This is a genomic window from Breznakiella homolactica, from assembly GCF_016616095.2.
GTDB classification, from domain to species: Bacteria; Spirochaetota; Spirochaetia; order Treponematales; family Breznakiellaceae; genus Breznakiella; species Breznakiella homolactica.
In genome coordinates, this window is the sequence record NZ_CP067089.2 from 918659 (window position 1) to 930450 (window position 11792).

The following is an 11792-nucleotide window of genomic DNA, read 5'->3' on the forward strand; positions in this document are numbered from 1 at the left end:
TGTATGGATGACAGGGAACCCTCAGGGATTCCCTGTCCCACCACAATGATGGGACGCCAGATGAAAAAGTTTTTTACGGTATTATTGCTTGTGTGGGCCGTGCTCCCCGGTATCTATAGCCAGAATAAAAACCCGATTGATTTGGTGGTGATCCTGGATACATCTTCGAGTATGAATTCCTCATACCGGGAAGTATCCGACTATATAACCGGTCCCTTTCTCCGGGAATTCCTGAGAATCGGGGATACTTTTCATCTTATTTCTTTTGCAGGGGAACCGAATCTCGAGCTGTCCCGCCGGATTGAAGGATCCGGTGATATTGAAACCATAATCGGCAGGATGCTGATTATGTACCCCCTGGCGCCTCATTCCGATATTGCCGGCGCCATTGATTACGGCCGCCGGTACGCGGCGGATCTGCCCGGAGGCCGGGCTAAAAAAGTCGTATTGATTTCCGACGGGGACCACAGCCCCGCCCCGGGCACACCCAATGCGGGTATGACCAGCGGGGATGTTCAAAGCAGTATTTCCGCGGCGCCCGCCCGTTTCAGGGAAATCGGCGCTGATTTTCAGTATATACGCGTGCCTCTTTCGGGGGGTGCCGTAACATCAGGGCGGCCGCCGGCTGCGGGGCCGCAGACTCCGCCGGCCACGGGGACACAGACGCCGCCCGCCGGAACCGTTACAGAACCGCCCCGCACCACCGGAACGGTTCCTCCGGCGCCCGCAACCGATCCCGGCAGAACACCCTCCGGAAGCGGCACCGTACAGACACCGCAGGACCGGCCTTCTGTTTCCGAACAGCCCGGAGCCGCCGCTGAGCCTTCCGGTACCGGACAGGGGACGGAACGTCCCGTAAGCCCCGCCGTTCCGGGGGGAACCGCTGGAACACCATCCGTTCCCGGCGGCAGCACCGCATCGGGCGGGAATGTTCCGGCAATACCGGACCAGCCCGGAGGACAGGACCGGACACCGGGCGATACGATTCCGCAGACCCCGCCCGGCGGCAACCAGGGATCGGCACCGCCGGAAGAAGATCCGGTCCGGACGCCGCCTGGAGGAAGCGGGACCGCCGCGCCTGTACCGGAAAATCCCCCCGCAGACAGAGATCCATCTCCGGTCCGGACATCGTCGGGATTTTCATTTACGGAATTCCTCAGGAATATTCCCCTGCCCCTGCTTATCGGGCTTATTATCCTGGTGCTGCTCATCCTCGGACTGATCATCTTCTTCATGGTGAGGAATCTCCATGACTCTCCGAATAGGGCCATGGCTTCCGCCGCGGGATCGGCATACCGGCCGCCCAGGGAGGATCCGCAGCAGCAGCCCCAGGACGAAGCGGCAAAACGCAACGCGGAACTCCTGGCGAGTTTTGCCGCCAACCAGCGACGGCCTACGAGCCCCTACCAGAACCGGTCTTCACAGGGAATGGGCGACCTGCCGCTGAACGGCCCGCTGATGCTTTCCCTGTTCGTGGAGGACCAGAATACCGCCATCGGACGGCGGAACGTACATACCGTAAAATCAGGGTATTCCTTTACCGTTGGGGGCGGGAAATCGGATTTCCTGATTTTCCTGGTACCCATGCCTCAGAATATAGCGGAAGTTAAATTTGACGGGCAAAACTGTACATTTATTCCCAGAAAACCGCAGTACTTCCCGGATATCGGATCACAGACAGTCTCCAACTGTATCGGAAAAAATATCAGGGTAATTTCGGATAAAAAGTATGAACTTCACATCAGGATAGAACGGTACCGGGATCCTCTGGAAACCCTCAACCGGCTGCTCCATTCCATTGACCTGCCGGGGGTTCCGGAACCTTAATCCGGTTCCGCATCGGAATACGGGATGCCAAGTTTATCAAGGGCATCCCGGGCTTTCCGGGAAAGGCTCCCGTTCTTGGGGTCCGTAAGCTCTTTTATCTGATTCCCCAGAGATGTGAGCTTGTTTTTTACCGCCATATCGATGGCATAGGACTTCTCAACAACCCCTCCCGCAGTCAGGAACCGAAGGGCCAGATCTTCGACTTTTTTCGTCTCCGCCTGGGCGATAATCCGGGAAAGACCGTTGTACAGCGGTGTTTGGTTTTTGGTTTTCGCCTCATCCAGCTCAGCAATAAACCGTTCCGCAAACGCATCGGGATCGTTTTTTATTAGCATTTCTCCGGCAACCAAACGGACACGGTCGGAATTTTTCCGGTTGAAAAACAGGGTTGAGAGGATTTCCGAAGTTTCCGAAGTATTGATGGCCCCGAGGGCCTTAATGGCTTCATCCTTTACCGCGGGAACGTCATCCCGCTCCGCCCGGTATTTGAGGTACGGTACGGCGGCGGTCATCTTCCGTTCGCTGGCCGCCTGTGCCGCGCCGATGCGGGTACGGTAATAAGAATCCCGGAACGCTTCGAGAATGGCGGTTTCCACCTCGTCTCCCGCAAAGGGTCCCAGCGCCGCGACCGCCGCCGCCCGGACATTGGGATCCGAAGACTGCAGCGATTTTATAACCGCGGGAAGGCCTTCGGAATCACCGATTTTTGAGAGAGCACCCAGGGCTGCCATCCGCCGGGTAGCCCGTTCGTCATTGTTGCCCGCGATCTCCGCAAGGAACGCCGTGCCCTTGCGGTTTCCCAGTTCGCCTAAGGCAACTATAATTTCCCGCATATTTTCATCGGTTGGATTCTTCTGATCGTAAAAATCTATCAGATAATCCGCAATAAAATCGGATTCATCCTTGCTGGCGGACCCTATCCTGCCCAGCGCGCGGAAGGCGTTGTTCATGAACCGGCTCTCATTGGAATTGATAATATCAATGAGCGGATCCGTCGCTTCCTCTGCTTTTACCTTTCCGAGGTAATCGATCGCGGCAATAACGGAATCGTTCGTTTCCTCATCCCAGTATTCCACCGCCGCCATGGCCCGTTTTTCCAGCCCCGGTTTCTCCCGGTCGGCGAAAAACGTAAAAACTCCGGACAGGATTTTTCCGTTTTTCGTCGTTTCTATAACAGAGGCGAGCTCGCCGTCCAGATAATCGGCATTTTCGTTTTTCAGGGCCTGGATAAGATCAATAATCTCATTTTCCGTTCCGTAACGGAGGGTTTCCCTGCGCTGATCCTCCAGGGAAACCGGGGCTGTTTTTTCTTCCGCGGGAAGAAACTGAATAAATACAGCCGCGGCCAGACAAAGGAATATCCGTTTTTTCATGCCTCTTTTTCCTTATAGCGTGAAAGGAACGATTTTTTGAAGTCGGCAAAACCGTCCTGTTCTATGGCATTGCGGGCATGTAGTACCAGGTCATGCAGGAAATACAAATTATGATAGCTTGCAAGCATGGAACACAGTATTTCCTGGGTCTTAAAAAGGTGGCGCAGGTATGCCCTACTATATTGTCGGCAGACTTTGCATTGACATTCTGCATCAATAGGGCCAAAATCGAGACGGTTTTCCGCTTTTTTCAGGGCAAAGGTTCCCCGGCGGGTAAACACATGGCCGTTTCTGCCGGTCCTGGTAGGAAATACACAGTCAAACATATCAATACCCTGTTCAATGGCATCGAGGATATACTCGGGGGTACCGATTCCCATGACGTACCGGGGCTTTTCTCGGGGAAGGAGCGCCGCGGTAAAAGCCAAATATTCCCGGAAAACATCGTAGGGTTCCCCCACGGAAAGCCCTCCGATGGCTATTCCGGGTGTATCGGCTTCTATGACCGTTTCAGCGCTCCGTGTCCGCAGATTCCGGTAAAAATTCCCCTGCACTATGGCAAAAAGCTTTCCCCGGTATCCCTTTTCCGCGGCCTCATCCCAGGCGCGTTTTGCCCGGCCCAGCCAAAGATCGGTAGTATCCAGAGCCTTGCGGGCGCTTTTTTCATCGATCCCCCAGTCGGAACAGACATCGAGCTGCATCTGGATATCGCTGTTGAGAGTTGTCTGGATTTCAACAACCTTTTCCGGAGTCAGTTCATGGTAGGATCCGTCAATATGAGAACGGAACCGTACCCCGGCATCGGTTATTTTGCGGAATTGCGGCAGGGAAAAAACCTGGAACCCCCCGGAATCCGTCAGGATATTCCGGTCCCAATTCATGAACCGGTGCAGACTGCCGGCAGCGCCGATGACCTCCGTTCCCGGCCGCAAATACAAATGGTACGTATTGGAAAGAATTATCTCAAAGCCTATTTCTGCAAGATCTTCCCGGGTCAGGGCTTTTACCGTGGCATTGGTGCCTACGGGCATAAAGACCGGAGTGGAAACGGTTCCATGGGGAAGAACCAGTGTCCCCGTTCTCGCGCCGCAGGAAGCGTCACTGTGATTAATTGAAAATATTTTTTCCGCCATTACGTTTTCGCACTCCGCATGAGTACCATTCCGATGACGATAAAACTGACTATGGGAAACCAGGCTCCGACAAAGGGAGGGATATAGCCGAGCTTTGCCATCATCATGGTAATCATTTCCATGATATAAAAAACCACCGCCGCCGCGAGGCTGGACAGGAGGCTCATGAGCAGGATGTTTTTTTTAAACCGGCCGCCCATGGCGATAGAAAGAATTATGACCACAAATGATGCGGAAGGAAAGGAATACCGGTGAAGGTAATCCGCCTGGGCCGCAACATACGGAAGACCCGCGAGCTTAAGGTCCTCCACCAGAAGAGCGGCGTCACCGGCGGGAAGCTCCTCCACATTAACCGCGCTCCGCCGGAAGGCATCCGGCGTTTCAGTATACAGGAAGGAATCATCAAAGGAAACCGCCCTGAGAATATCACTGTCCCACCGGTAAATGAGACCGTTCTCAAACTGCCAGCGGTCACCGTCCCAAACTGCCCTGGGTGCCCGGATAAGAGCCTCAAACTCTCCCGTTTCGGACTGTTCGACAATACTGATGCCGTTCAGCGTTTTCGCAGAATCATCGTAATAGTCAACGGAATAAATCGTTTTTCCGTTCCTCGTTTTGATAACAATATCCGAATTATTTGCCGACTGTGGCTGCCGGAGCAGGGTTTTGCTGAGGGTGTTTTTCATTTTAAACGTGGGAATTACAACCTGATCTTCAAAAAAAAATGAGAAAACACTGGCGGCAAGCCCGATGACAACAAAGGGAAGACAGAACCGCCGGTACGGAATGCCCGAAGAAAAAACCGCCGTCAGTTCATTCCTGGCATAGAGGTCGCCAAGGGTATAGGCTGTGGCGAAGAGCAGTGAGATCGGAAGCGCGTAGGAAAGGCTCTTGGGCAGATAATACAGACTCACCTGGAGAATCTGAAACACCGGCACTTCATTATTGAGATACCGCCAAAGGTTGGCGAACAGATCAATCAATGACAGAAGCAGCATGAACATGGACAGGGCGACCGCGAAAACAGGCGCGAACTGGCGGGCTAGATACCGGTCAAGGATCATTGGCGCACCTTAATGAGACACAGAACAAGTCCGACGGATATGACCAGTATATTGGGAAACCACATGGACCAGAACGGTGAATATCCCAGGCGCATCCCCATGGTCTGCCCTCCCAGAAGCAGAGCCCAATAGAAAACCGCAATAATAAGGCCGAATATGAAGCCCACGGTCTGGCCGCTTTTCCTGGCGAAAAGTCCCAGGGGAACCGCGAGAAATATGAAGCACAGCGCCCCGAAGGGTATGGAAAATTTCTTGTAATACTCCAGCCGGTATATCAGGAGACTCCTGTCCCGCCGCAGCCCCTGGGCATTGACGGCTTCCCGGGTAAAGTTTTCGAAATGGGACCGCCGCCGGTTCCATTCACCGCTGTCGGCGCCGAGCCTGAGGGATTTTTCGAGGAGCAACCCGTAATCAATGGCCCGGGAATAACGCTCTTCCAGTCTTTCGTCCAGGGCGGCTCTCTTTGCTTTGATTTCACGCCGAACATCGGTGGAGCTCATTTCCCGGGGACCGATCGTCGAAACAGCCTGGAGCAGATCTTCCTGTGAGACGGAATACCGGAGGAATGAACTGGAAGCGTAATCATAGTCCTCCCGGGAAATTTCCTTGGATGACTGGATAAAAGCGTCCGTAAGGTCCAGGCTCAGACTTGCGGTGCCGCTGTCTTTAAGCTCCGCCCCCCGGGCCATGATGATTCTCCGTTCGCCGTCGCTGGTACGGTCAAGGATCAGAACATCGTCAATTTCGGTGCCGTTTACGTTTCCGGTGACCAGAACCGTTTCCTTAAAACGTTTTACCGAATTCGACTCCAGCTCCAGCGCGGGGGTGGATACGAGAATACGCCGGTACAGCTTCGAGAATTCCACAGTACCCGCTGGGAGCAGGACATCGTTGGCGAAAAATGAAACAAGGGAGATCAATATCCCCACCGCGAAGGCGGGGATAAAAATATTGGCGTAGGATAAACCCGACGAAAGCATAACCAGTACTTCGTTGTCCGAAGAAAGCCGGCCCACGGTCATCAGGGTTCCCACCAGGGCGGCGAAAGGAGCCGCCATGGCAATGATTGAGGGAAGGGAATACAGAACCAGCAGCGCGACCTGGTTAAAGGGAACCCGCTTCGTCAGGATTTCCTGGGCCATGAGGAGCAGCTGGTTTACAAAGAAAATAAAAAAGAAAAAAAGAAATGAAACAAAAAATGAAAAAAGGGCTTCGGTTACTATATACCTGCAGATAATCCATGACAGGCTGCGTTTTCTTTCCATATCCACAGTAAATTATAATCCGGTGGAGCCGAAACCTCCAGAACCGCGGCGGCTTTCTGAAATTTCAGCGGATTCCCGGAAAGCTGCGGTGCATACCGGCGCGACCACGCACTGGGCGATCCGGTCACCGTCATGTACCGTAAAAGCCTCGGTACCGAGATTCACCAGGATAACCTGCACTTCTCCCCGGTAATCGGAATCAATCGTCCCCGGGGTATTTAACACCGTTACACCGTGCTTTGCCGCCAAACCCGACCGGGGACGGACCTGAACCTCATATCCTTCGGGGATTTCCATGATAAGCCCTGTGGGAATACGGTCCCGGCCCTGGGGGGGAATAATCCGGGGTTCATCCAGAAGCGCCCGGATGTCCGCGCCGGCGGCGCCGGCGGTTTCATAGGAAGGCAGGGATGCCCGGGGATTCAGTTTCAGTATCCTCACCGCAGGGTTTTCGGTGTTCTTCATTTGATTCCTTAAAAATACAACCCCGCAGCAGCGGCCGCGGGGTATTCTTCAGAAATAAAAACTACGGGTCATAACCGCCGTTATTTTTTTCCCTCGGCGCCATCAGGATCGATAGCGTCAATATATGAAAGGTTCAGCCTTCCCATCTTATCGATTTCGAGGAGTTTAACCGGGATCTGCTGACCTTCCTTAAGCACATCACTGACATTGTTTATGCGCTGCCGGGACAGTTTGCTGATATGCACCAGGCCTTCCTTGCCCGGCAGGATCTCCACGAAGGCGCCGAATTCCATAATGCGCTTAACGGTTCCGTCGTAAATCCGTCCCGGTTCGGGATCGGACACAATACCCAGGACCGCGGCCTTGGCATCTTCGGCGTCCTTGGAATTTTTGCCGTAAATCGTAACGGTACCGTCATTTTCGGTGTTGATGGTTACGCTGAACTGTTCGCAGAGGGCTTTTACGGTTTTCCCCCCCGGACCGATCAGGGCACCGATTTTATCGGTTTCGATCTTAAGGGTTACGATTTTCGGCGCGAACTCACTGATCTTATCGGTGGGTTTGTTGATGGTTTCATTCATCTTTGAAAGGATATGAAGCCTTCCCCGTTTAGCCTGATCCATGGCCTTTTTCATAACCTCGGGGCTGACACCGGCGATTTTGATATCCATCTGGAAGCCGGTTATCCCGTCCTGGGTTCCGGCTACCTTAAAGTCCATATCACCGAGGTGGTCTTCCTCTCCGAGGATATCCGACAGAACCGCGTACCGGCTGCCGTCGGTGATCAGCCCCATGGCGATACCGGCGACGGGTTTTTTCATGGGTACACCGGCGTGGAGCATGGACAGGGTTCCGCCGCAGACCGACGCCATGGAGGACGACCCGTTGGATTCCATGATTTCCGAGACCACCCGGATGGTATAGGGGAATTCTTCCTTGGAAGGCACCATGGCATCCAGGGAACGCCGGGCCAGGTTTCCGTGGCCGATCTCGCGGCGGCCGGTCCCCATACGCCCTACTTCACCCACAGAATAGGGAGGGAAGTTGTAGTGAAGAATGAAATTCTCCCGCTTGTCCCCTTCGATATCATCGAAAATCTGCTCATCAAAAACAGTACCCAACGTCGTTACCGCCAGGGCCTGGGTTTCACCCCGGGTAAACAGCGCCGAACCGTGGGTCCGGGGAAGGAGTCCGATTTCGCAGGTGATATCCCTGATGTCCTCGGTGCCCCGGCCGTCAACCCGCCGGCCCTTATCGAGAATCGAAGACCGGAGGATTTCGTATTCCATATCCTCAAAGAGGGCATGAAAGAGTTTATGCTGCATTTCATCGGTCAGCTGTTCGGCGTACTGGGCCGCAATATCGGTTTTAACCGCGTGGATGGCCGCGTGGCGTTCGTGCTTGCCCTTTACGAAGCAGGCTTCCTCAAGCCGGGGATACGCCGCAGACCGGATGACATCACTGTTCTCAAGTTTCACCGAAAGTTCGGTCAGGGGGAGTTTTTCCTTCCCCACAAGCTCCCGGAGTTTATCCTGGATGCCGCAGAGTTCAATAATAACCTTGTGGGCTTTTTCCAGAGCCTGGATCATGAGGTCTTCATCGACCTCCGAGGCGCCGCCTTCGACCATGGTGATACCGTCTTTGGTTCCGGCCACCACAATTTCCAGCCGCGATTTTTCGATCTGCTCAAAGGTCGGGTTTACGATTAGCTCGTCGCCGAGAGCGCAGATACGGACTCCGGCGATGGGGCCGTTAAAAGGAATGTCCGAAATGTGCACCGCGGCGGATGAGGCGATAATCGCCAGAATGTCCGGGGGATTTACCATATCGGCGGAAATGGTGGTGGGAACCACCTGGATCTCCCGGCCGAAGCTTTTGTCGAAGAGTGGCCGCATGGGCCGGTCAATGAGCCGGGAAACCAGGATTTCCTTATCCTTGGGACGGCTCTCCCGCTTGATGAATCCGCCGGGAATCTTTCCGGCGGCATAGTATTTTTCATTGTAATCCACCGTCAGGGGAACGTAGTCGAGCCCCTCCACGGAAGAACCGGATGTACAGGCGGTGGCAAGAACCACCGAACCCGCGTACTGGGCAAAAACAGAGCCGTTGGCCTGTTTCGCTATTTTGCCGGTTTCAAGGATCAGCTCCTTCCCGGCTATTTCAAATGTTACTCGTTGGACCATATCTTCCTTTGTTTGCTGGAGCGCGGAAGCAGACCGCGTGGTCACCGCCGCGCCGGCCAGGAAAAATTTATTTTTTTTAATAAATAAAAAACAGCAAATTTCTCCTCGCAGATAGAGCTGGTTTCCCGGTTTTCACCGGGAAACCGCCAAATATTATTTGCGGAGACCTAATTCTTTAATAAGCGTTCTGTAGCGTTCCAGATCCGTGCGCTGGATGTACTTGAGCATGCGCCGCCGCTGACCGACGAGCATGAGCAGCCCGCGCTGGCTGGATTTGTCTTTTTTGAACTGTTTGCAGTGCTCCGTAAGGGTATTAATCCGCTGGGTCAGCAATGCAATCTGAACTTCCGATGCACCCGTGTCCTTCTCGTTCTTGCCGAATTTCGTCACGATGGATGCCACATCCTCTTTGTTTAATGCCATATCTTTTACACTCCTTGGGAACTAATTAAGAACTCAATGCTCCGGGCATTGGGTATATCGGGAACCATGATTTGCCCGTTCTGAACAACGGCGGTGTCAACGGTTCCTTCGGCGGAATTATCGGTGTGAATAGAAACAGGGTACCGGCCATTCGGCGGCGTTATCCGGTCAGCGGCGGCGGCGTTAAAATAAATCCCTCCGGGTCCAGGGGTAATGGATAAGCCGGAAAGGTCCAGTTTAAAGTTTCGCCCGAGAAGTGCCGCCGCCTCGACGAGGTCACCGGCTGAAATCGCGGCGCGGATCCGGCTGGAACTCACCGGGATCCCATCCTGAAGGATGGGAGAAACCACGTCGGTGAAGATACCCTCGGGAGCGTTCATCTCCCTGATACGGGCTGCGTCAGTTTCCAGTCCGTGTCCGCAGCGAAAATTGCTGCCAATTACCAAATATCGCAGATTTCCCCGATTCTTTAGAAAATCGATGAATTCCTTCCCGCTTAGTTTACTGAAATTCCGGGAAAAGTCAATGAGCACCGTATGGGCGACCCCGAGGCTTTCCAGGATATCCAGCTTCTGTTCGAGGCTGCATATATATCCGGCGAAGGTTTCCGGCCGGAGTACGGCCTTTGGGTTCTGTAAAAAGGTTATTACGGTGCTTTCATAGGGGGCCCCGTCCCGCAAGACCCTGCGGATCAGCTCCCGGTGGCCGATGTGGATGCCGTCAAAAACACCCACCGTCATGGCGGCCCCGTCCGCGGGACCCGGAGAAAGGATAAAATCAGACCAGTTACTTACGCGCATAGACATATCCGTAGCACCAGGTTGCTTCTTTTTTTTCGATTATGGCGATAAATTCCCCGTCATCGGAGAACACCCCCGCAGCGCATTGTCCGCCGGGTTCCGAATTCCCCAGGGGAGTCCCCAGGGAGTCTTGCTGTATGGGTTTTCCGTGAACCATGGAGAGCGCTGTTTTTTCGTCCACCCGGTACCAGGGCAGTCCCAGCGCATTCAGGGCCGTCTCATCTATCGGCTTTACGGCGTTCCATGGGTCCGCGGAAAGGCCGTCATCCGGCGCAAAGGCGTCTTCCAGGGAAAATCCGCCTATACTTGTACGGGTAAGGGATACAAGGTGCCCCCGGGAGCCGGCGGCCAGGGCAATATCCCGGGCCAGAGACCGGATATAGGTTCCCTTTGAACACCGTACGGTTATTTCTGCGAACGGCGGGTCATAGGATACCAGGTCCAGGGAATATACCGAAACCGGCCGTTTTTCCATTGTATGGTCCCGGCCGCTCCGGGCAAGGCTGTGTGCCCGTTCCCCGTTAATGTGAACCGCCGAATACAACGGCGGGGCCTGCATAATTTCTCCGGTAAATTCAGGAAGAACCGATTCAAGGCGGGCATAATCAGGGACAGGACCTTCGGCCACCACCGTTCCCTCCGGATCCAGGGTATCGGTTTCCTGGCCGAAACGGATGGTTCCGCGGTAGCATTTTTCCGATGAGACAAACCAGGGCATCAATTTGGTCGCCCGGCCGGCCAGTACCACCATAAGCCCCTGGGCAAATTTATCCAGGGTCCCCGTGTGGCCGATTTTTCCGGTTTTCAGGGCCTTTTTTAAAAACCCCAGGGATTCAAAGGAAGTACGGCCCGGACTTTTATGGAGCAGGAGATACCCTCCTGAAGTTTCACCGCCGTCACTGCCGGTGTTCTTCACTTTCGAGATCCCCCAACTTCTGCACCATGTCAAAACCGGCCTTTATGCTTTCATCTTCGTGGAAACGAAGTTTCGGCGTCTGGCGGGTGTGCATCTGGCTTCCCAGCTGCGCCTGAATAAAACCCGCGGCGCTTTGAAGCCCCGCGACGCCTTTTTTCAGTCCTTCATCGGATTTATAGCTTGAAACATACACATCGGCGTAGCTGAGATCCCGGGATACCTGTACCCGGGTGACCGACAGAAACGGGTCAACCCGGGGATCCTTTATTCTTCCTTCAACAATCAGGGCCCCGATCTTTTCCTGAATCAGGCGGCCCACCCGTTCCATTCTGTATTCAGACAT

Annotated in this window: 11 protein-coding genes; 1 reads left to right on the forward strand and 10 read right to left on the reverse strand. The window is 54.2% G+C overall.

What is annotated here, in order from left to right; translation table 11 throughout:
* The first annotated feature begins 3 nt into the window (after nucleotides 1–3).
* Nucleotides 4–1827 carry a VWA domain-containing protein gene (locus JFL75_RS04445; RefSeq protein WP_215625486.1) on the forward strand — a complete coding sequence of 608 codons (1824 nt, stop codon included), beginning with the start codon at nucleotides 4–6 and terminating at the stop codon, nucleotides 1825–1827.
* Here JFL75_RS04445 and JFL75_RS04450 read toward each other — a convergent pair.
* From JFL75_RS04450 to rbfA, 10 genes are all read right to left on the reverse strand, one after another.
* Nucleotides 1824–3200 (reverse strand): HEAT repeat domain-containing protein, encoded by a 1377-nt coding sequence (locus tag JFL75_RS04450; RefSeq protein ID WP_215625487.1) that lies wholly within the window; start codon nucleotides 3198–3200, stop codon nucleotides 1824–1826. The two genes, JFL75_RS04445 and JFL75_RS04450, sit on opposite strands and share 4 nt — an antisense overlap.
* Nucleotides 3197–4333, reverse strand: coding sequence for a tRNA guanosine(34) transglycosylase Tgt (gene tgt, locus JFL75_RS04455; RefSeq protein WP_215625488.1), 1137 nt, complete (start codon nucleotides 4331–4333; stop codon nucleotides 3197–3199). Before tgt ends, JFL75_RS04450 begins: the two co-directional genes overlap by 4 nt.
* A complete protein-coding gene (locus JFL75_RS04460; RefSeq protein WP_215625489.1) occupies nucleotides 4333–5397 on the reverse strand; it encodes an LptF/LptG family permease in 1065 nt (354 codons plus the stop codon). The genes tgt and JFL75_RS04460 overlap by 1 nt, the downstream gene beginning before the upstream one ends.
* Nucleotides 5394–6662: an LptF/LptG family permease gene (locus tag JFL75_RS04465; RefSeq protein WP_215628715.1), complete on the reverse strand. Its 1269-nt coding sequence runs from the start codon at nucleotides 6660–6662 to the stop codon at nucleotides 5394–5396. Before JFL75_RS04465 ends, JFL75_RS04460 begins: the two co-directional genes overlap by 4 nt.
* A 12-nt stretch (nucleotides 6663–6674) precedes the next feature.
* Nucleotides 6675–7127 (reverse strand): dUTP diphosphatase, encoded by a 453-nt coding sequence (gene dut, locus JFL75_RS04470; RefSeq protein WP_215625490.1) that lies wholly within the window; start codon nucleotides 7125–7127, stop codon nucleotides 6675–6677.
* 80 nt (nucleotides 7128–7207) lie between these two features.
* Nucleotides 7208–9310: a polyribonucleotide nucleotidyltransferase gene (pnp, locus tag JFL75_RS04475; protein ID WP_215625491.1), complete on the reverse strand. Its 2103-nt coding sequence runs from the start codon at nucleotides 9308–9310 to the stop codon at nucleotides 7208–7210.
* Between the two features lie 153 nt (nucleotides 9311–9463).
* Nucleotides 9464–9733 (reverse strand): 30S ribosomal protein S15, encoded by a 270-nt coding sequence (gene rpsO / locus JFL75_RS04480; protein ID WP_215625492.1) that lies wholly within the window; start codon nucleotides 9731–9733, stop codon nucleotides 9464–9466.
* A gap of 5 nt (nucleotides 9734–9738) precedes the next feature.
* A complete protein-coding gene (locus JFL75_RS04485) occupies nucleotides 9739–10533 on the reverse strand; it encodes an FAD synthetase family protein (RefSeq protein WP_215625493.1) in 795 nt (264 codons plus the stop codon).
* On the reverse strand, nucleotides 10520–11449 hold the full coding sequence (gene truB, locus JFL75_RS04490; RefSeq protein ID WP_215625494.1) for a tRNA pseudouridine(55) synthase TruB: 930 nt from the start codon (nucleotides 11447–11449) through the stop codon (nucleotides 10520–10522). The genes JFL75_RS04485 and truB overlap by 14 nt, the downstream gene beginning before the upstream one ends.
* On the reverse strand, nucleotides 11430–11792 hold the full coding sequence (gene rbfA / locus JFL75_RS04495; protein ID WP_215625495.1) for a 30S ribosome-binding factor RbfA: 363 nt from the start codon (nucleotides 11790–11792) through the stop codon (nucleotides 11430–11432). The genes truB and rbfA overlap by 20 nt, the downstream gene beginning before the upstream one ends.

Excerpts from the sequence above, each read along its gene's own strand:
- JFL75_RS04445 (WP_215625486.1), top strand. The coding sequence starts at position 4 with ATGGATGACAGGGAACCCTCAGGGATTCCCTGTCCCACCACAATGATG.
- JFL75_RS04450 (WP_215625487.1), bottom strand. The coding sequence starts at position 3,200 with ATGAAAAAACGGATATTCCTTTGTCTGGCCGCGGCTGTATTTATTCAG.
- tgt (WP_215625488.1), bottom strand. The coding sequence starts at position 4,333 with ATGGCGGAAAAAATATTTTCAATTAATCACAGTGACGCTTCCTGCGGC.
- JFL75_RS04460 (WP_215625489.1), bottom strand. The coding sequence starts at position 5,397 with ATGATCCTTGACCGGTATCTAGCCCGCCAGTTCGCGCCTGTTTTCGCG.
- JFL75_RS04465 (WP_215628715.1), bottom strand. The coding sequence starts at position 6,662 with ATGGAAAGAAAACGCAGCCTGTCATGGATTATCTGCAGGTATATAGTA.
- dut (WP_215625490.1), bottom strand. The coding sequence starts at position 7,127 with ATGAAGAACACCGAAAACCCTGCGGTGAGGATACTGAAACTGAATCCC.
- pnp (WP_215625491.1), bottom strand. The coding sequence starts at position 9,310 with ATGGTCCAACGAGTAACATTTGAAATAGCCGGGAAGGAGCTGATCCTT.
- rpsO (WP_215625492.1), bottom strand. The coding sequence starts at position 9,733 with ATGGCATTAAACAAAGAGGATGTGGCATCCATCGTGACGAAATTCGGC.
- JFL75_RS04485 (WP_215625493.1), bottom strand. The coding sequence starts at position 10,533 with ATGCGCGTAAGTAACTGGTCTGATTTTATCCTTTCTCCGGGTCCCGCG.
- rbfA (WP_215625495.1), bottom strand. The coding sequence starts at position 11,792 with ATGTCTGAATACAGAATGGAACGGGTGGGCCGCCTGATTCAGGAAAAG.